Annotated in this window: 25 protein-coding genes; 14 read left to right on the forward strand and 11 right to left on the reverse strand. The window is 70.2% G+C overall.

What is annotated here, in order from left to right:
• Positions 1-8: 8 nt before the first annotated feature.
• A complete protein-coding gene (gene ligD / locus ACIBKY_RS00325; protein WP_397093262.1) occupies positions 9-914 on the forward strand; it encodes a non-homologous end-joining DNA ligase in 906 nt (301 codons plus the stop codon).
• Here ligD and ACIBKY_RS00330 read toward each other — a convergent pair.
• A complete protein-coding gene (locus ACIBKY_RS00330; RefSeq protein WP_397093264.1) occupies positions 904-1,986 on the reverse strand; it encodes an FAD-dependent monooxygenase in 1,083 nt (360 codons plus the stop codon). The genes ligD and ACIBKY_RS00330 overlap by 11 nt on opposite strands.
• Before the next feature lie 110 nt (positions 1,987-2,096).
• On the opposite strand from ACIBKY_RS00330, the gene ACIBKY_RS00335 reads away from it, so the two are divergent.
• The 3 genes from ACIBKY_RS00335 to ACIBKY_RS00345 are packed head-to-tail and all read left to right on the forward strand — an operon-like array spanning position 2,097 to position 3,365.
• On the forward strand, positions 2,097-3,005 hold the full coding sequence (locus tag ACIBKY_RS00335) for a TetR/AcrR family transcriptional regulator C-terminal domain-containing protein (RefSeq protein WP_397093266.1): 909 nt from the start codon (positions 2,097-2,099) through the stop codon (positions 3,003-3,005).
• A 26-nt stretch (positions 3,006-3,031) separates the two neighbouring features.
• Positions 3,032-3,154 (forward strand): hypothetical protein, encoded by a 123-nt coding sequence (locus ACIBKY_RS00340; RefSeq protein ID WP_397093267.1) that lies wholly within the window; start codon positions 3,032-3,034, stop codon positions 3,152-3,154.
• A 1-nt stretch (position 3,155) separates the two neighbouring features.
• Positions 3,156-3,365 (forward strand): helix-turn-helix domain-containing protein, encoded by a 210-nt coding sequence (locus ACIBKY_RS00345; RefSeq protein ID WP_397093268.1) that lies wholly within the window; start codon positions 3,156-3,158, stop codon positions 3,363-3,365.
• Positions 3,366-3,367: 2 nt separating this feature from the next.
• On the opposite strand, the gene ACIBKY_RS00350 is transcribed toward ACIBKY_RS00345, so the two are convergent.
• Positions 3,368-4,102 (reverse strand): alanyl-tRNA editing protein, encoded by a 735-nt coding sequence (locus tag ACIBKY_RS00350; protein WP_397093270.1) that lies wholly within the window; start codon positions 4,100-4,102, stop codon positions 3,368-3,370.
• A gap of 30 nt (positions 4,103-4,132) precedes the next feature.
• Here ACIBKY_RS00350 and ACIBKY_RS00355 point away from each other — a divergent pair, with 30 nt between their 5' ends.
• On the forward strand, positions 4,133-4,834 hold the full coding sequence (locus ACIBKY_RS00355; RefSeq protein ID WP_397093271.1) for an SGNH/GDSL hydrolase family protein: 702 nt from the start codon (positions 4,133-4,135) through the stop codon (positions 4,832-4,834).
• Here the strand turns inward: ACIBKY_RS00355 and ACIBKY_RS00360 are convergent.
• From ACIBKY_RS00360 to ACIBKY_RS00380, 5 genes are all read right to left on the reverse strand, one after another.
• Positions 4,819-5,187 (reverse strand): DUF2516 family protein, encoded by a 369-nt coding sequence (locus ACIBKY_RS00360; RefSeq protein ID WP_397093272.1) that lies wholly within the window; start codon positions 5,185-5,187, stop codon positions 4,819-4,821. The genes ACIBKY_RS00355 and ACIBKY_RS00360 overlap by 16 nt on opposite strands.
• A 110-nt stretch (positions 5,188-5,297) precedes the next feature.
• Positions 5,298-5,717, reverse strand: coding sequence for a hypothetical protein (locus ACIBKY_RS00365; protein ID WP_397093273.1), 420 nt, complete (start codon positions 5,715-5,717; stop codon positions 5,298-5,300).
• A 3-nt stretch (positions 5,718-5,720) separates the two neighbouring features.
• Positions 5,721-6,212 carry a helix-turn-helix domain-containing protein gene (locus ACIBKY_RS00370; RefSeq protein ID WP_379622697.1) on the reverse strand — a complete coding sequence of 164 codons (492 nt, stop codon included), beginning with the start codon at positions 6,210-6,212 and terminating at the stop codon, positions 5,721-5,723.
• Between the two features lie 60 nt (positions 6,213-6,272).
• The gene (locus tag ACIBKY_RS00375; protein ID WP_397093275.1) at positions 6,273-7,181 is read right to left on the reverse strand and encodes a M56 family metallopeptidase; all 909 of its coding nucleotides are present in this window, start codon (positions 7,179-7,181) and stop codon (positions 6,273-6,275) included.
• Positions 7,178-7,534 (reverse strand): BlaI/MecI/CopY family transcriptional regulator, encoded by a 357-nt coding sequence (locus tag ACIBKY_RS00380; protein ID WP_379622693.1) that lies wholly within the window; start codon positions 7,532-7,534, stop codon positions 7,178-7,180. Before ACIBKY_RS00380 ends, ACIBKY_RS00375 begins: the two co-directional genes overlap by 4 nt.
• A gap of 54 nt (positions 7,535-7,588) precedes the next feature.
• Here ACIBKY_RS00380 and ACIBKY_RS00385 point away from each other — a divergent pair, with 54 nt between their 5' ends.
• Positions 7,589-8,113 carry an O-acetyl-ADP-ribose deacetylase gene (locus ACIBKY_RS00385; protein ID WP_397093278.1) on the forward strand — a complete coding sequence of 175 codons (525 nt, stop codon included), beginning with the start codon at positions 7,589-7,591 and terminating at the stop codon, positions 8,111-8,113.
• A gap of 39 nt (positions 8,114-8,152) precedes the next feature.
• On the opposite strand, the gene ACIBKY_RS00390 is transcribed toward ACIBKY_RS00385, so the two are convergent.
• Positions 8,153-8,938, reverse strand: coding sequence for a class I SAM-dependent methyltransferase (locus ACIBKY_RS00390; protein ID WP_397093280.1), 786 nt, complete (start codon positions 8,936-8,938; stop codon positions 8,153-8,155).
• Positions 8,931-9,674 carry an SDR family NAD(P)-dependent oxidoreductase gene (locus tag ACIBKY_RS00395; RefSeq protein ID WP_397093281.1) on the reverse strand — a complete coding sequence of 248 codons (744 nt, stop codon included), beginning with the start codon at positions 9,672-9,674 and terminating at the stop codon, positions 8,931-8,933. The genes ACIBKY_RS00390 and ACIBKY_RS00395 overlap by 8 nt, the downstream gene beginning before the upstream one ends.
• A 534-nt stretch (positions 9,675-10,208) precedes the next feature.
• Between ACIBKY_RS00395 and mshA the strand changes: the two genes are divergently transcribed.
• The 3 genes from mshA to ACIBKY_RS00410 all read left to right on the forward strand — a co-directional run bounded on the left by mshA (position 10,209) and on the right by ACIBKY_RS00410 (position 12,820).
• Positions 10,209-11,492 (forward strand): D-inositol-3-phosphate glycosyltransferase, encoded by a 1,284-nt coding sequence (gene mshA / locus ACIBKY_RS00400; RefSeq protein ID WP_397093283.1) that lies wholly within the window; start codon positions 10,209-10,211, stop codon positions 11,490-11,492.
• Between the two features lie 82 nt (positions 11,493-11,574).
• The gene (locus ACIBKY_RS00405; RefSeq protein WP_397093285.1) at positions 11,575-12,072 is read left to right on the forward strand and encodes a YbjN domain-containing protein; all 498 of its coding nucleotides are present in this window, start codon (positions 11,575-11,577) and stop codon (positions 12,070-12,072) included.
• 10 nt (positions 12,073-12,082) lie between these two features.
• Positions 12,083-12,820, forward strand: a complete 738-nt coding sequence (locus ACIBKY_RS00410; RefSeq protein WP_397093286.1) for a phosphoglyceromutase — start codon at positions 12,083-12,085, stop codon at positions 12,818-12,820.
• A gap of 48 nt (positions 12,821-12,868) precedes the next feature.
• On the opposite strand, the gene phoU is transcribed toward ACIBKY_RS00410, so the two are convergent.
• A complete protein-coding gene (gene phoU, locus ACIBKY_RS00415; protein WP_397093288.1) occupies positions 12,869-13,513 on the reverse strand; it encodes a phosphate signaling complex protein PhoU in 645 nt (214 codons plus the stop codon).
• A 123-nt stretch (positions 13,514-13,636) separates the two neighbouring features.
• Between phoU and ACIBKY_RS00420 the strand changes: the two genes are divergently transcribed.
• Entirely contained in the window at positions 13,637-14,815 is a 1,179-nt protein-coding gene (locus ACIBKY_RS00420) for a cell wall metabolism sensor histidine kinase WalK (protein WP_246508319.1), read from the forward strand.
• A complete protein-coding gene (locus ACIBKY_RS00425) occupies positions 14,812-15,504 on the forward strand; it encodes a response regulator transcription factor (protein WP_184958198.1) in 693 nt (230 codons plus the stop codon). Before ACIBKY_RS00420 ends, ACIBKY_RS00425 begins: the two co-directional genes overlap by 4 nt.
• Before the next feature lie 65 nt (positions 15,505-15,569).
• Here the strand turns inward: ACIBKY_RS00425 and ACIBKY_RS00430 are convergent, their stop codons facing one another.
• Positions 15,570-16,142 (reverse strand): copper chaperone PCu(A)C, encoded by a 573-nt coding sequence (locus ACIBKY_RS00430; RefSeq protein ID WP_397093291.1) that lies wholly within the window; start codon positions 16,140-16,142, stop codon positions 15,570-15,572.
• A 242-nt stretch (positions 16,143-16,384) separates the two neighbouring features.
• Between ACIBKY_RS00430 and ACIBKY_RS00435 the strand changes: the two genes are divergently transcribed.
• From ACIBKY_RS00435 to ACIBKY_RS00445, 3 genes are all read left to right on the forward strand, one after another.
• The gene (locus ACIBKY_RS00435; RefSeq protein WP_030451583.1) at positions 16,385-16,867 is read left to right on the forward strand and encodes a CarD family transcriptional regulator; all 483 of its coding nucleotides are present in this window, start codon (positions 16,385-16,387) and stop codon (positions 16,865-16,867) included.
• A 17-nt stretch (positions 16,868-16,884) separates the two neighbouring features.
• Positions 16,885-17,346 carry a 2-C-methyl-D-erythritol 2,4-cyclodiphosphate synthase gene (gene ispF / locus ACIBKY_RS00440; RefSeq protein WP_184958197.1) on the forward strand — a complete coding sequence of 154 codons (462 nt, stop codon included), beginning with the start codon at positions 16,885-16,887 and terminating at the stop codon, positions 17,344-17,346.
• A gap of 186 nt (positions 17,347-17,532) precedes the next feature.
• Complete coding sequence (locus tag ACIBKY_RS00445) at positions 17,533-17,820, forward strand: GlsB/YeaQ/YmgE family stress response membrane protein (RefSeq protein ID WP_397093293.1); 288 nt, start codon at positions 17,533-17,535, stop codon at positions 17,818-17,820.
• Positions 17,821-17,845: the final 25 nt, after the last annotated feature.

Consider the following 17,845-nt stretch of genomic DNA (forward strand, 5'->3'; position numbering starts at 1 on the left):
CAGGGGGAATGATGCTGATCAGGCCGATGCTGGCGGTCAGCGGGGAGCTGCCCATCGCCGCTCAGGAGGCGGCCTGGGCCGCCGAGTTCAAGTGGGACGGGGTACGCGCCGTCGCCTACCTGCTCGACGGTGAGGTACGCCTGCTCTCGCGCAACGACCGCGAGGTGACCGGCGCCTATCCGGAGCTCCGCGCGGACCTGGCCGGTGAGCGGAGCATGGTGCTCGACGGAGAGGTCGTCGCGCTCGACTCGTCGGGGGCGCCGGACTTCGGGCGGCTCCAGTCGCGCATGCACGTCCGGTCGCCGAGCCGGTCGCTGCTGGCCACGGTGCCGGTCATGTACCACGCGTTCGACGTGCTCCACCTGGACGGGCGGTCGACGTTGCGGCTGCCGTACGAGCGGAGGCGGGCGTTGCTGGAGGATATGGACCTGGACCGGGGGCGGGTGCGGGTGCCGCCGTCGTTTCCCGGCAGCGCCCGCGTGGTCATGGGCGTGGCCCGCGAACACGGTCTGGAGGGCATCGTCTGCAAGCGGCTCGACTCGCCCTACCTGCCGGGACGGCGCAGCGAGCTGTGGATCAAGGTCAAGAACACGCTGATGCTGGACGTGCTGGTCGGGGGCTGGAAGCCGGGTGAGGGCCGCCGGTCGGGGATGATCGGCTCGTTGCTGGTGGGGGTGCCCTCGGCCGACGGATTGCGGTACGTGGGTCACGTGGGCACGGGCTTCACCGAGCACATGCTGCGCGACCTGTCGGCGCGCATGGCGCCGCTGGCCCGCCCGGCCTCGCCGTTCGCGGGGGTGGCCCCCGAGCCGGCCCACTGGGTGGAGCCCCAGCTGGCCGGCGAGGTGGAGTACGCCGGCTGGACCAGGGACGGCGTCCTGCGCCACCCCACGTGGCGCGGCCTCACAGAGTGATCGCGTCGGCCGCGCGGCGCACGCTCTCCTCGGGGGCGGGCCCGGCCGGGTTCTCCTTGGCCAGCGCCTGGTTGAGCGCGACGAACTCGCGCATCCGCTCCTGGTAGCGCCCGAATCCGCCGTCCGCCGCCATCTCCTCGGCCAGCACGTACGCGCCGACCATGGCCAGGCTCGTCCCCTGCCCCGACTTCACCGAGGCGCAGTAGGCGGCGTCGCCCACGAGCGCGACCCTGCCCTTGTGCCATGCGGGCAGGTGGACCTGCGCCATCGCGTCGAAGTAGAAGTCGCCGGCCGCCCACATCGCCTCCAGCAGCTTGGGCGCGATCCATCGAAGGTCCGCGCAGGCCGCCGCGACCAGCCGCTTCTGCTGCTCGGTGTCGCGGTGGTCGTAGGCGATCGGCCCCGACTCGAAGCCCATGTTCACCACCAGTTCGCCGTTGCCCCTGGCCGGGTAGAGACCGAACCCGGCGGCCCCCTCGCGGTGCCACACCTGCCAGTGGTCGAGGCCGAGGAAGTTCTCGGCGCGGAACAGGCCCAGGTACATGCCGAGATGCTCCACGAACTGCCCCTCCTCGCCGAAGAGAAGCCCGCGGGTGCCGGAGTGCAGTCCGTCCGCGCCGACCACTCTGTCGAAGGTGCGCGGCGCGTTCCGCTCGAATCTCACGTGTACGGCGGAGCCGTCGTCGTCGAGCGAGGCGATCGAGTCGCCCCACAGGATCTCCACGCCCTCGACGGCGCCCAGGAGCAGCCCCATCAGGTCCTCGCGCATGATCTCGACGTCCGGGCCGTCCAGGCGGCCGCCGCTGAAGGTCGACTCCTCCGAGCGCATGACCTCGTTGCCGTCGCCGTCCATCACGGACATGCCGAGCATCTCGGTCTTGAGAGCCTTGGCCGCTTCCAGGACGCCCATGCGCTCGGCGACGGTCAGCGCCGCGCCACGGATGTCGATGGCCTGCCCGCCGCCGCGCGGCGCCGGGGCCCGCTCGACGAGGGTGACCCGGGCGCCGCGCTCGCGCAGCCAGTAGGCCAGGACCGTGCCGCCGACGCTGGCGCCGGAGATGAGGACGTTCACGATGGTTCTCCCGTTCAGTGGTTTACGCTGTACGCAACTGAATGTACACAGTACGCACAGCCAGTGCAACAGGCGTTTCTGCTACCTTCTGTACTAGAACAGGAGGCCCCATGACCCCGCCCTACATCCGGATCGTGGCCGACATCAAGCGGCGCGTCGCAGAAGGCGAGCTGAAGCCGGGTGACAAGGTCCCGTCCACCCGTGGCCTGGCCCGCGACTGGAACGTCGCGCTGGCCACGGCGGCCAAGGCGCTGACCCTCCTGGCCCAGGAGGGCGTGATCACGTCCGAGCCCCGGGTCGGCAGCACCGTCGCCGGGGCCGGTCCCGCCCGCGACCGCGCCCCCACCCCCTCCGACCTCACCCGCGAGCGGATCGTCAGGGTCGCCATCGAGATCGCCGACGCCGAGGGCCTGGCCGCCCTGTCCATGCGCGGCATCGCCGCCAAGACCGGCGCCGCCACCATGTCCCTCTACCGCCACGTGGGCGGCAAGGAGGACCTGGTGCGGCTGATGGCCGACGCCGCCTACGGTGAGTTCGACTATCCGGAGCCGCTGCCCGAGGGCTGGCGGGCCCGCTTCGAACTGTCGGCGCGCGGCCTGTGGTCCCTGTACCGCCGCCATCCCTGGCTGCCGCACGTCACCGCGCTGACCCGGCCGCTGATCCTGCCCAATCTGATGCGGCACGCCGAGTACGCCCTGGCCTCCCTGGACGGCTATGGGCTCGACGCCCTGACCAGGCAGAACATCCACGTGCTCATCTACAACTACGTGCAGGGCGTGGCCGTACACCTGGAGCGGGAAGCCCAGCAGGACGCGGCGACCGGCATGGGCGACGACGAGTGGATGGACGCGCAGGGGCCCGGCCTGGAGGCGCTGCGGGCCTCCGGCGCCTACCCGCACTTCGCCGCCGTCACCGCCGGGCTGGGCGAGGACTACGACCTCGACCTGGACGCCTTCTTCGAGTTCGGCCTGACCCCGCTCCTGAACGGCCTGGCGACGCTCATCGAACCCTCGACATAACGAATTTCGTTATTACGATAATCGTTATGCGATGGATCACGAGACTCGAGATCACGTTCAGCTTCGGCTTCGTCCTGGGCCGCCTGGGCGTCGCGGAGATCGTCCGCCGGGGCCTGGCCCTGCTCCACGAGGTCGAGGCCACCATCTGACATGCCGATCCGCATCCGACTCGACGAACTGCTCAAAGAGCGCGAGATGACGCTCACCGAGCTGTCGCACCGCGTGGAGATCACCGTCGTCAACCTGTCCATACTCAAGAACGGCCACGCCAAGGCCATCAGGTTCTCCACGCTGGTCCGCCTGTGCGCGGCGCTGGAGTGCCAGCCGGGCGACCTGCTGACCTACGTCCCGGAGACGTGAGGTCAGTCGGAGATCGCGATGCGCAGGCGGCGGAAGCCCTTGCCCTTGCTCTCGATCTTGGTGACCTTGATCCGGCCGATCTGGGCGGTGGAGCCCACGTGGGTGCCGCCGTCGGCCTGGGTGTCGAGGCCCACGATGTCCACGATGCGTACCTCCTCGACCTCTTCCGGGACGAGGTTGGTGGCCGTGCGGATGATGTCGGGGATGTCGAACGCCTCCTTGCGCGGCAGCACCCGGATGTCGATGCGCCGGTCGGCGGAGACCTCGGCGTTGCAGGCGTCCTCGACCGCCTCCTTGAAGCCCGGCGGGACCTCGGGCAGGTTGAAGTCCATGCGCGCGGCGAACGGCTCCATGTTCCCGCCCGTGACCAGCGAGCCGTAGTCGCGGAAGACCACCCCGCACAGGACGTGCAGCCCCGAGTGCGTGCGCATCAGCGCGGAACGGCGCTCGTCGGACACCGCGGCGCGCACCACCGTGCCCACCGGGGGCACCGGGTCGCCCTCGGCCGGGATCAGGTAGAGATCGTCGCCTTTGCGTACGCCGGCGATCCGGGTTTCCACGCCCAGCCAGAGCAGAACTCCGTGATCCGCCGGCTGACCGCCGCCACCTGGGTAGAATGCCGACCTGCTCAACACGATCCCGTCGGGCGTCGAGTCCAGCACGACTGCCTCGAATTCGCGCAGGTTCTGGTCGGACAGCTCGAGACGCTCAGTGCGCCCGTAGAGGTCGGAGCTCATGTCCGGCAGCTTAGAGCCCATGAGGTGGTCATGCGCGGCCTGATGCATGGACGGCTGATCGCACCGGCCGCCCTGATGATGGCGTTTTGTTCTGGATGCGGCAGTGCGGCGGGCGAGACGGCCGGCCCGGACCCGACCCCGGTCCAGCAGAAATCCGCCCCGGTGCTCATGTTCGTCGGCGACAGCTTCACCGTCGGCTCCGGCCCCGTCCCCACCTGGAGTTCCTACGCCGCCGAGACCGCCCGCCTGCTCGGCTGGCAGCCCGTGATCGCCGGCGCGGGCGGCACCGGCTACATCAACAAGGGCCGCGTCGGCCGCAGCTTCCAGGACTCCTTCGACGCCGAGCTCTCCTGGCGCCCCGCCCCCGACCTGCTCGTCATCTCCGGCGGCCACAACGACCGCCGCTGGCCCGTCCCGGGTGTACGGCGGGCCGCCGCCACACTCCTCTGGACCGCGCGCGCACGCTGGCCGGAGACCCGCGTGGTCATGGTCGGCCCGATCTGGCTGGCCGACGCCCCGCCCAAGGCCTACGCCGTGCGCGACGCCCTGGCCGAGGTCGCCGCCCGCGAGGGTGTCACGTTCCTGGACCCGCTGAAGCAGCGCTGGGTCACCGGCCGCCGCTCCGAGGTGCTGCTCCCGGACGGCGTCCACCCCACCTTCGCCGGCCACGCCCGCCTGGCCCGGTGGCTGTCGGCGGCGCTAGGCCCGGCGGTGGTTCACCAGGGGCCGTAGGGGCCGTTGTTGCCGCCCCTGCCGCCCATGCCCTTCACGGCGGGCTTGACGTCCACGATGTACACCGTGGCCGCGATCACCGCGAGGATCGAGAAGATGCCCAGGCCAATGCCGATGAACGCGGCCCCGCCGACCACCATGAAGGCGTTGAAGTAGGACCAGGCCCCGGCGGCCGAGAACAGGGTGGCCAGGCCGAGAATCAGCAGCCACAGGTTCTTCTGCAGCTTGCCGGCCGAGACGAAGGCGTTCGGCGTCACCCGCACCGCGTGGATCAGCGCATAGACCGACATGCCGAAGATGCCCGTAGCCAGCACCAGGAAAAGAAGGTTGAGAACGCCGTTGATCATGCTCATGTTGGCTCCGCCCCAGGCTGCGTTGTCGGGCCCAGCCTAGTGCGCAACTCGGGCACGCGGGCAACGAAAGAGCCCGCCCCGGATCGGGACGGGCTCATCGCGACGCACGCTCAGGCCTTGGCCTTGGGGGCGCGGGTGGTCTTCTTGGCGGGAGTGACGGGGGCGGCGGCAGCCGGCTCGGCGGCCTCGGAGACCTCCTCCAGCTCCAGCGCGGCCTCGCCGCTGACCTTGCTGACGACCTTGCGGCCGCGGCTGGCGAACTCCTCGTAGACCTCGGTGGCCTTGTGGCCGAGCTCACCGGCGTAGGCGCGGGCCTTCTCCGGAAAGTCCTTGGCGAAGCCCTCGGCCTTGCCGGTGAGCTCACGGGCCCGCTCCGGCAGGTCCTTGGCGATCTCGGTACGGCGGGCCTGCAGCTTCTGCAACTGCTCGGGCAGCTCGCGCAGCTTCTCCACCGCGTAGTCGCCGGCGCCGGCGACCGCGTAGAACGGCTTGGACTCGGTCAGCTTCTTGACCTCGGTTGCAAGCGTCATGGGTTAACCTTCCTTGGTTTCCTGGGTGACGGTGCCGTTGCCGGGGTTCGCCGCGAAGGGTTCCAGGGCGGCGAGAAAATCCCCGGGCAGCGGTTCGTCGTCCGATTCCGGGTCACGCTGGGGATGGGCATTCTGGGAGGTCTGCTCGTCCCCGGCGTGGTTCTCCTTGCGAAACGACTCATAGATATCAATGAGCACCTGGCGTTGCCGCCCGGTGATGTGCGTGTCGGCCCGGATCGCCGCTTCGACGTCGCTCGGCGGCTCTTTGTCCTCGATGAGGCCCGCCTGCACGTAGAGCGCCTGCGCCGAGATGTGGAGACCCTTCGCGATCTGGTTGAGGATCTCCGCGCTCGGCTTGCGCAGCCCGCGCTCGATCTGGCTGAGGTAGGGGTTGGAGACCCCCGCCGCGGCGGCAAGCTGGCGCAGCGAGATCTTCGCCTGCTGCCGCTGCTCGCGGATGTACTCGCCGATCGAGCCGACCTTGGGTAGTGCCATGCCGACATTCTGCCCCAAGGTGCTTGCAATTGCAAACGCGGAGCTAGCAGGTGCAAGCACTCAGAGCGGGATCACCCAGAGGCTGGCGGCCGAGACCAGCAGCGCGGCCGACAGGCCGAGGTAGCCGTAGCGGAAGTGGGGCTTCAGTTCGGGATCGGGCTTGACCAGGCGGTTCACGCGGGCCATGACGTTGGCCGCGGTCACGCTGCCCAGCATTCCGTGCGGGGTGGGCATGGCGCCGGCCGTACCGAAGCGCAGGAGGGCGGTGGCGAGGCGGCGGGGTGAGCAGTAGCGGCGGGCACGGTCGTCGGCGGCCATCTCCACCAGCAGCTCGACCTGGGCCTGAGCGTCGCGCACGACCTTCGACCAGGGCAGCACGCGGCGCAGCGCGCCGAACGGCAGCAGCACCAGGTCGTGGCGCTCGCGCACGTGCGCGGCCTCATGGGCGAGCACGGCGGTCAGCTCGTCGTCGGAGAGCAGTTCCATCGCGCCCGCGCTGATCACGACCTGCGAGCGCAGGCCGGGCACGCAGTAGGCGGCGGCGCCGGGATGGTCGAGCACGCGCACGCCCGGCACGAACGGGTCGTCGCGCGCGATGAGCGCCAGCAGTGTGCGGTGGCGGCGGCGGGCGCGCAGGGCCTGCGCGGCCGCGGCCAGGGTCACGGCCACGAGTACGGCCAGCGCGGTCAGCCCCGCGACCAGCGCGAACAGATGCGGCCCGTCCCAGGGCTCCACCGGCTCGCGGCCCTGCGCGACGGCGATCAGCCCGTGCAGGAGCCCGCGGTCATAGGGCTGGACGGCGTACGCCAGCATCGAGCCGGTGGTCGCCAGCCCCCAGGCCAGCCCGAGCGCCTGCCACAGGACGATGGCCACGCGGGGCGCGCGGTAGGTCCAGCGCGCGGAGGTGAAACGCCAAGCGCCGAGCGCGCACGCGGTCGCGAGCGCAGCCAGCGCGGCGGCGGTGATCACTCGTCCTCCAGCTCCGTAAGGGCCTTGCGCAGGATCTCCGCCTCGGAGGCGGGGACCGCCTGGGCGAAGCGGGTCAGGGCGGCCGAACGGTCGCCCGTCATTTCCAGAGCCTCCAGCATAAGCTCGGCGATGTACGTGTCGCGGCTTTCCGCCGGTTCGTAACGCCACGCGCGCCCGTCGCGGATGCGCTCAAGGAAGCCCTTGCGGGTAAGACGGTCGAGAACGGTCATGACCGTGGTGGGGGCGAGATCGCGTTCGGCGATGAGCCGGCCGACCTCGCGGGCTGTCAGCGGGCTGCTCTGCGCCCAGAGGATGTCCATGATGCTGCGCTCTAGCTCGCCAAGACCCTTCACACGCTCCAGCGTAGTACTACAGGTTGTCGAGCAGCCATTCGGGAGGTCGGTGAGATGGACGTCACTCTGGTACAGGGAGATATCACCTCGCAGGAGGTCGACGCCGTGGTGAACGCCGCGAACTCCTCGCTCATGGGTGGCGCCGGGGTGGACGGCGCCATCCACTGGCGGGGTGGTCCCGAGATCCTGGAGGAGTGCCGGCGGCTGCGCGCCTCCCACTACGGGGGCGGGCTGCCCACCGGCCAGGCCGTCGCCACGACCGCGGGACGGCTGCCGGCCCGCTGGGTCATCCACACGGTCGGGCCCGTGTACGCGCCGGGGGAGGACCGCTCGGCGCTGCTGGCCTCGTGCCACCGCGAGTCGCTGCGGGTGGCCGACGAACTCGGCGCGCGTACGGTCGCCTTCCCGGCGATCTCCACGGGCATCTACGGCTGGCCGATGGCCGACGCCGCGGGGATCGCGCTGGAAGCCGTCTCGGCTGCGGAGACGTCGGTGGTGGAGGTGCGGTTCGTCCTCTTCGACGACGCCGCTTACGACACCTTCAGCGACGTGATTATGAAATTTGCCAGGAAATCGTGACATCTCACGACTTGTCGAGTGAGGAGGGGCTGAGGAAGATCAGCCAGTGGCGGACCAGGGGATGGTCAGCTCCCCGAGCCGCCACCTGGTCCGTCCGCCCAGAGGCGCATGCTGGGGGACGGGCCAGGTGGCTCCCAGCGCCTCCACCGCCGCCAGCCAGCGCTGACGCAGGCCGTGCGCGCCGTACGGGGCGCTGACCGCCCAGGCGTGATCCCAGTCCTTGAGTAAGGCGTGGATGCGCTCACCGGGCACGTTGCGGTGGATGAGCGTCTTGGGCAGCCGGTCGGCCAGGTCGGAGGGCCGCTCGAAGGCGTCGAACCTGGCCGAGAACGTCAGCGTCCGCGGGCCGTTCCTGTCCAGGCCCACCCAGACCGCCCGGTGCCCGACCTCCGAACAGGTGCCCTCCACCAGCACGCCGCCGGTCGCGAGCTTGGCGCACAGCTCCTGCCAGTAGTGCCAGGCGTCGGCCTCGCCGTACTGGCGAAGGACGTTGAAGGCGCGCACCACGTCCGGCGGGCGCGGGACCGGCAGCTCGAAGCCGCCCAGCCGGAAGGACAACCCCTCGCGCTCGTACGGCCTCGCCAGCGCCACCCGAGCCGGATCGATCTCGATGCCGATCACCTCGACGTCGGGGCGGATCCTGCGCAACCGGGTGAACAGCTCCAGCGTGGTCGTGTGCGAGGCCCCGTAGCCGAGATCGACCACCAGCGGCCGGGCGGCGGCGCGCAGGACGTTGCCGTGCACGGCGGCCAGCCAGCGATCGGCCCTGCGCAGCCGGTTGAACCCGGTCGTCCCTCTGGTGATCTCCCCGACCGGCCTACGCACTTACGCGGTGCACCTTGTGCTGGGCCGCCTGGGCGCGGGGGCGGATGACGAGGCGGTCGACGTTCACGTGCGCGGGGCGGGTGACGCACCAGGCGATGGCGTCGGCCACGTCATCGGAGGAAAGAGGGTCGGGCACGCCGGCGTACACGCGGGCGGCGGCCTCCGAGTCGCCACGGAACCTGGTCACCGCGAACCCCTCCGAGCGCACCATCCCCGGCGCGATCTCGACGACGCGCACCGGGCTGCCGACCAGCTCCAGGCGGAGGGTCTCGACCATGGCCGTCTGGGCGTGCTTGGCCGCGCAGTAGCCGCCGCCGCCCTCGTAGGAGACCAGCCCGGCGGTGGAGGTCAGCATGACCAGCACCCCGTCGCCGGACTCGACCAGCTTCGGCAGGATCGCCTGCGTCACCCGGAGCGAACCGAGGACGTTGGTGTCGTACATGTTCTGCCAGTCCTCCAGCCGCGCCTCGGCCACGCTCTCCGTCCCGAGCGCGCCGCCCGCGTTGTTGACCAGCACGTCGCAGCGCTCCAGCCCGGCCACGAAGGCGTCCACCGAAGCGCCGGAGGTGACGTCCAGCTCCAGCGCCCGGATGCCGGGGACCTCGGCGGCCAGCTTCTCCAGCCGGTCGATCCGCCTGGCGCCCGCCACGACCTCATACCCCTCCGCGGCCAGCCGCCGCGCGGTCGCCGCCCCGATGCCGCTGCTCGCACCGGTCACCACTGCCGTCTTCGTCATGCCACCCATCCTTCCACGCACCCCCACCCCCCACCCGGCCCCGGAACTCCCACCCATGCCCCGCCCCGCTTCCCACCACACCTCCCTCCCCGAACCCCGGCACCCTCCGGAACCCGGGAGGCGTCCACACGGCGCGATCCCGGGAGGCGATGTCTCCGGGGGTCCTCCGGAAACCTGGGGGCGTCCGGGCGGTAGGGCGTGATCCCGAAGGGGCGCCGGTCACCTTCCCAGCGAGGCGGCCTGGGCGCGGGCTCCTCCGGATGCGGAAAGCGGTGCCCTCGGGTCGTGGGTGGCCGGCCGTGCGGCTTTCCCGGGGGTGACGACCGGCAACCCACGGCCCGGCGGTGGCGACCGCCTCGCCGAGGGGTGGGTGGCGGCGGGGTTCGGGTGCGGCTTCGGAGTGGGGGGTGGGGGCTGGGCTGGGTTTTCCAAGGGGGTGCAGGGGGTGCCCCTGTGTTTGGTCTGGATGTTGGCTTGTCGGTGTTTGTCGGGAATGCGGCTTAGGTCCTCCTGGTTGTAGCCAGGTTGGAGGTGGTGACGTTGAGGCGTCGACGGGTCAACCGCGTGGCGACCATCAGCATGCACACATCCCCCCTGGACCAGCCGGGCACCGGTGACGCGGGTGGGATGAACGTGTACATCGTCGAATCCGCCAGACGCCTGGCGGAGCTGGGCGTCGAGGTGGAGATCTTCACCCGGCAGACCGGCAGCGCACTGCCTCCGGTGGCGGAGATCGCGCCGGGCGTCTCGGTCAGGCACGTGACGGCCGGGCCGTACGAGGAGCTGGATCGCGCCGACATGCCCGGCCAGCTGTGCGCGTTCCTGTCGGGCGTGCTGCGGACCGAGGCCATGTACGACCCCGGCCGCTACGACGTCATCCACTCCCACTACTGGCTGTCGGGCCAGGTCGGCTGGCTGGCCAAGGAACGCTGGGGCGTGCCGCTCGTCCACACCATGCACACCATGGCCAAGGTCAAGAACCTCCTGCTCGCCGCCGGCGACCGCCCCGAGCCGCCCGCCCGCGTGCTGGGCGAGGAGCAGGTGGTGGAGGTCGCCGACCGCCTGGTCGCCAACACCTCCGACGAGGCGCGCGAGCTCAAGGACCTGTACGGCGCGCCCGACGACCGCGTGGCCGTCGTCAACCCGGGCGTCAACCTCACCGTCTTCCAGCCCGCCTCCCAGGGCGCCTCCCGGCGCAGGCTGGGGGTGCGCCAGGACGCGCACCTGCTGCTGTTCGTGGGCAGGATCCAGCCGCTCAAGGCCCCCGACGTGCTCCTGCGCGCCGCGGCCCGCATGCTGATCGAGGACCCGTCGCTGCGCGGGCGCCTCGTGGTCGCCTGCGTCGGCGGCCCGTCGGGCAACGGCCTGGCCCGCCCGGACGTCCTCGTCGAGCTGGCCGCCGAGCTGGGCATCGCCGACGTGGTCCGCCTCGTGCCGCCGGCGCCGCAGGAGGAGCTGGCCGACTGGTACCGCGCCGCCGACGTGACCGTGGTGCCCTCCTACAGCGAATCGTTCGGCCTCGTCGCCCTGGAGTCCCAGGCCTGCGGCACTCCGGTGGCCGCGGCCTCGGTGGGCGGGTTGCGCACCGCCGTACGCGATGGCGTGTCCGGACTGCTCGTCGACGGCCACGACCCGCACGACTGGGCGCTGGCGCTGCGGCGCTTCGTCACCGCGCCGCGCTGGCGCGACGGCCTCGCGTCCGGCGCGCGCGCCCACGCCGCCGCCTTCGGCTGGCAGTCCACCGCCTCGCGCCTCATGGAGGTCTACGCGGGCGCGATGGCCCACCTCCACCGGATGCCGGTCGCCGTCAACTCGTAGGGTGTGGGGGCGGGAGCGAACCCGACGCAGTGAGCGACGCGGACCGCGAACGGGGGAGCGGTCCGCGTGGCGAAGGAGGAGGGTGAGTGACCTGATGGACACGCGCGAGGTCGTGGAGGCGGCGCTGAAGGCCGCCGAGGTGCCCTTCGAGGAAGAACGGCCGGGCGCGTTCGTGGTCACCCTGCCCGGCAAGCGCAAGCTCGCCACTGTCACCTGGTTCGTCATCGGTGACCAGGCCATGCTGGTGGAGGCGTTCTTCTGCCGTCAGCCCGACGAGAACCACGCCGAGTTCTACCGCTTCCTGCTGTCGAAGAACGGCGGCATGTACGGCGTGCACTTCGCCCTGGACCCGGTGGGCGACGTCTACCTCGTCGGCCGGATCCCCCTGGACGCCGTCAGCGAGCCGGAGATCGACCGGCTGCTCGGCTGCGTCCTGACCTACTCCGACGACTGGTTCAACAAGGCACTCGAACTCGGCTTCGCCTCGACCATCAAGCGCGAGTGGGAATGGCGGGTCAAGCGGGGCGAGTCGCTCAAGAACCTCCAGGCGTTCGCCCACTTCGCCGACCCCGGCTCCTAAGATTGTCGCCATGGCGACATTGGTACTGCTACGGCATGGCGAGAGCGATTGGAACGCTAAGGGGCTGTTCACCGGCTGGGTGGACGTGAGCCTTTCGGCCAAGGGCGAAGAGGAGGCCAGGCGCGGCGGACGCCTCCTGACCGAGGCCGGCGTGCTGCCGGACGTGGTCCACACGAGCCTGCTCGTCCGGGCCATCCAGACCGCGCAGCTCGCGCTGGGCGCGGCCGGGCTGGCGTGGCTGCCGGTCAAGCGTTCGTGGCGGCTGAACGAGCGCCACTACGGCGCGCTGCAGGGCAAGAACAAGGCGCAGACACGCGAGGAGTTTGGCGAGGAGCAGTTCATGCTGTGGCGCCGCTCCTACGACACCCCGCCGCCGCCGATCGCCGACGACGACGAGTTCTCGCAGGCCGGCGACGCCCGCTACGCCCAGCTGCCGAACGAGCTGCAGCCGCGTACCGAGTGCCTGAAGGACGTGGTGGATCGCATGCTGCCGTACTGGTACGACGAGATCGTGCCGGACCTGGCGGCGGGCCGTACCGTGCTGGTGGCCGCGCACGGCAACTCGCTGCGCGCGCTCGTCAAGCACCTCGACGGCATCTCCGACGCCGACATCGCGGAGCTGAACATCCCGACCGGCATCCCTCTGGTGTACGACCTGGACGCCGACTACAAGCCGGTCAAGAGCACCTACCTCGACCCGGACGCGGCCAAGGCCGCCATCGAGGCCGTGGCCAACCAGGGCCGCTGAACCATCCCAGGGGCTACCCACCGATCCGGGTAGCCCCGAACTGGTCTCCTAGCCGGGCCGGGAACCGGTGACGAGGTAGACCACGTCGCGGGCGACCCGTACCGAATGGTCGGCGTAGCGCTCGTAGTAGCGGCCGATCAGCGTTATGTCGATCGCGGGCTCCACGCCGTGCGCCCAGTCCTTGGACAGGATCCTGCGGAACAGCCGCCGGTGCAGCCGGTCCATCGCGTCGTCGTCCTGCTCAAGTTCCAGTGCCGACTCCACGTCGCGCGAGGCGACGGAGCTGCCGGCCTTGGTGATGAGGTTCTCCGCGATCTGGCCCATCTCCAGGATGGTCGAGCGCATCTCCGGCGGGATGGCCGAGTCCGGGTGACGCAGGCGGGCGACCTTGGCCACGTGCCCGGCCAGGTCGCCCATGCGTTCCAGGTCGGTGCCCATGCGCAGTGCGGTGATCACCATGCGGAGGTCGACGGCGACGGGCTGCTGCCGTGCCATCAGCTCGAAGATGGTGGTCTCGATCTCCGCGAAGATCCTGTTCACCTCCTCGTCACGGGAGATGACGCTCTCGGCCAGCTGCAGGTCGGCGTCGAGGAGGGCGGTGGTGGCCCGCGAGATGGCGGACCGGACAAGCCTGGTCATTTCCACCAGTTTGTCCGTGAGGGAGTCAAGTTCTTCATGGTACGCGTCGCGCATGTCGTCACGGTACGTGTAGATCTGTGAACGAACCCCGACCGCAAGGTGAACTTTCCGGGAAAGGACCGTTCATCCGCAGGTAGAGGGTCTGTTACGTCTCCTGGGCCACCTACCATCGAAGACATGAGTGAGATGGCCCTGAGCTTCGCGGCCCTGGCCGGCTTCGTTGTCGGAGCCGTGGCCGTCCTCTTCTATCGCAATCAGATCGAGACGCGCGCCAGAGACGAGAACACCGACGACACCGAGACCGGTGCCCTGCCACAGGGCGTCGCCTCGGTCCTCGCCGTGCTGCCCTCCTCCGCCGTCGTCCTCGACGCCCACGACCGGGTGCTGCGCGCCAGCTCGGCCGCCCGCGCTTTCGGGCTGGTCAAGGGCGACCGCCTCATGGCCGCCGAACTCCTCGCGCTCGCCCGCCAGGTCCGCCGCGACGGCGAGATCCGGGAGAGCGAGATCGACGTGGCCGGCCACAAGTTCGGCCAGGAGACCACCTGTTTCGCGGTGCGCGTGGCGCCGCTGGGCTCGCACGGACAGGTGCTGGTGCTGGCCGAGGACCAGACGGAACGCCGGCGGGTCGAGGCGGTGCGCCGCGACTTCGTCGCCAACGTGAGCCACGAGCTCAAGACCCCCGTCGGCGCGCTCAGCCTGCTGGCCGAGACCATCCAGGACGCCGCCGACGACCCCGAGGCCGTCACCCGGTTCTCGGGCCGCATGCAGCACGAGGCGGCCCGGCTCACCTACCTCGTCCAGGACCTGATCACGCTCAGCAGGATCCAGGGCGCGGAACCCATCCCCACCCCCGGCCAGGTCGCCATCGACGAGGCCGTCAACGACGCCATCGACCACTGCAACACCAAGGCCGTCGCCAAGGACATCACCCTCGTCTCCGGCGGCACGGAAGGGCTGCGCATCTGGGGCGACGACGAACTTCTCGTCACCGCCCTGCGCAACCTCATCTCCAACGCCATCGCCTACAGCCCCGAGCACACCAGGGTCGTCGTCAGCGTCAGGCCGGCCGGCGACTCCGTCGAGATCAGCGTGAGCGACCAGGGCATCGGCATCCCGGAAGAGGCACTGGAGCGCATCTTCGAGCGCTTCTTCCGCGTCGACGCCGCCCGCTCCCGCGCGACCGGCGGCACCGGCCTGGGCCTGGCCATCGTCAAGCACGTCGCCGTCGCCCACGCGGGCGAGGTGTCCGTGTGGAGCAAGGAAGGCTCCGGCTCGACGTTCACCCTCCGCCTGCCCGCGTTCGGCGGGACGGCGGTAGCCGTACCACCTTCGATTCCCCTGGAGGCAGTCCAATGACCCGCGTTCTCGTAGTGGAGGATGAGGAGTCGTTCTCCGACGCCCTTTCGTACATGCTCCGCAAGGAGGGCTTCGAGGTCTCCGTCGCCGCGACCGGCCCCGAAGCACTGGACACCTTCGACCGTAACGGCGCCGATCTGGTCCTGCTCGACCTGATGCTCCCCGGACTGCCCGGCACCGAAGTCTGCCGCTCGCTGCGCCAGCGCTCCAAGGTCCCGGTCATCATGCTGACCGCCAAGGACAGTGAGATCGACAAGGTGGTGGGCCTGGAGCTGGGCGCCGACGACTACGTCACCAAGCCCTTTTCCTCCCGCGAGCTCGTCGCCCGCATCCGGGCGGTCCTGCGCCGTCAGGGTGACGTCGTGGAGGAGCTGGAGAGCGCCGTCCTGGCCGTCGGCCCGGTCCGCATGGACGTCGACCGGCACGTCGTCGCGGTCCGCGGCGAGCAGGTCCAGCTGCCGCTGAAGGAGTTCGAGCTGCTTGAGGTGCTGCTCCGCAACGCCGGCCGCGTCCTGACGCGTGGCCAGCTCATCGACCGGGTGTGGGGCGCCGACTACGTGGGCGACACCAAGACCCTCGACGTCCACGTGAAGCGGCTGCGCGCCAAGATCGAGGCCGATCCGTCCAACCCGCGCTGCATCCTCACGGTGCGCGGTCTCGGCTACAAGTTCGACGCCGTGGAGGAGTGACCGGCCGTCCCGCGTTTCGCTTTCTCCGGTACGGCGGGCCGCCCGCCGTACCGGAGACAAGGCTTTTAGTGCCCGCCCGTCGTGGCCGTGGTGCTGGCGGAGGGCGAGGGGGACGGCGCGGGGGTGGCACCGGGGGCCGCGGGGTAGGCGGCGAACTCGCGGCTGCGGGTGACCACCGGCACGTGCAGGTCGACCTGACCCGACTTGGCGAACTGCACGGACAGGCGCACGCTCTCGCCGCCGTGCAGCGGCTTGGACAGGCCCTGGATGATGATCTGGGGCGTCGGCTTGCCGGTGCTGGTGAGCACGCCCGCCGGGATCGTGATCGGCGCCGCCAGCTTGGCCGCGCCGACGTCGGAGCTGACGGCCTGGATGGCGTCGCCCGCGGGGCTGAGCACGTTGAGGTATACGGGGGCCTGGCCGCCCTGGGCGAGCTGTGCGCCCGCGTCGGGGCCGAGGATGAACGCCTGGGGGATCTGGACGCCGCGGGCGCCGTACGCGCCGTTCTGGATGAGTGCACCGGCTTCGACGGGTGCGTACGGCTTGTTGGTGTTGGCGTCGAACCCAGCGGCGCAGCCGGCCAGCACGGGGGCCGCGAGGAACGCGGCGGCGGCGACAATCCAGCGACGGCTGGTCACGGGGGTAACTCCTAGGTCTCGCGCGTGCGTGTGAGTGGGCAGCGCCCACCATATCCGGCCTATTCCATGGTCATATCCGCGCCCCTGCAGGTCATTCGGTATGTCAGCATTTGTGATTCACAGAGTTGAAGGGATGTCAACCCCTAATATGCGGCTTTGACCTGCAGTTATGGTGATTTCACTGTTCCGGGAGGCTGTGGATGCGTGGTACCCTGGAGTACAGCGGAAGGGGTACTTGTCACATGACTTTCCAGGTCGGCGACACTGTCGTCTACCCCCACCATGGGGCTGCTCGGATCGAAGCAATCACGACCCGAACCATCAAGGGTGAGGAAAAGACCTACCTGGTGCTCAAGGTCGACAAGGGCGACCTAACCGTCCAGGTGCCAGCAGAAAACGCAGAACTTGTCGGCGTACGTGATGTTGTCGGCCAGGAAGGCCTTGAGCGGGTTTTCGACGTTCTCAGGATGCCGCACACCGAGGAGCCGACCAACTGGTCTCGCCGTTACAAGGCCAATCTCGAGAAGCTCGCTTCCGGTGATGTCAACAAGGTCGCCGAGGTGGTTCGGGACCTGTGGCGGAGGGACCGCGAGCGCGGCCTTTCCGCGGGTGAGAAGCGCATGCTCGCCAAGGCCAGGCAGATTCTCGTGAGCGAGCTCGCACTCGCCGAGAAGACCAATGAGGACAAGGCCGAGGCCCTGCTCGACGAGGTTCTCAACTCCTGAACGCGCAACTTCCCCGGGTGGGCGTCGGTATCGACGTCCACCCGTTCGCATCTGGGCGCGAACTGTATCTCGCCGGCCTGCACTGGCCGGGCGAGACCGGGCTCGACGGCCATTCCGACGCGGACGCGGTCGCCCACGCGGCCTGCAACGCGCTGCTGTCGGCGGCCGGCATGGGCGACCTCGGCGCCGTCTTCGGCACCTCCGACCCCCGCTGGGCGGGCGCGTCCGGCGCGGTGCTGCTGGAGGAGACCGTACGCCTCGTGCGCGAGGCCGGATTCCAGATCGGCAACGTGGCCGTCCAGGTGGTCGGAAACCGGCCCAAGCTGGCTCCGCGGCGCGCTGAGGCGGAGAAGGTCCTGAGCGCGATCGTGGGTGCCCCGGTGAGCGTCTCGGCGGCGACGACCGACGGGCTCGGCTTCACCGGCAGGGGCGAGGGAATCGGCGCCATCGCCACGGCTCTCGTGGTGAACCTCGCGTAGCCGTAAGGCGTCTTATGTCGGGATGCGTTGAGGTATCCCGGCGGGTGGTGCCCTTAGCCCGTCGACTCAGGGGTGCGGCGGTCCGTCACTGGCGCGGTGCGGACCGCCGCTCTTCCCATGCGTAGCTCTCCGTGATGTCGGGTAAACCCTTTGTGAAGCGGCAAGTGGATCTGGGGGGACCTTGTCATGATCGGAGCCATCGTCTCGGCGATCGTCATCGGTGCCATCGTCGGCGCGCTCGGCCGGCTGCTGGTGCCGGGCAAGCAGAACATGTCCATCGGCCTGACCCTCATCGTCGGCATCGTCGCCGCGCTGCTCGGCACGCTGATCGCCCAGGTGTTCGGCTGGGCGGACACCCGCGGCATCGACTGGCTGGAGCACATCCTCCAGCTCGCGCTCGCGGTGGCCGGCGTCTGGCTGGTCGCCCGCATGCAGGCCACGCGAGGCTCGGGAACGTCAGGTCCCGCCGCGTAGGCATATTCGCGGACGACGGGGTAGA

It is taken from the genome of Nonomuraea sp. NPDC050394, from assembly GCF_044459065.1.
Lineage (GTDB): Bacteria > Actinomycetota > Actinomycetes > Streptosporangiales > Streptosporangiaceae > Nonomuraea.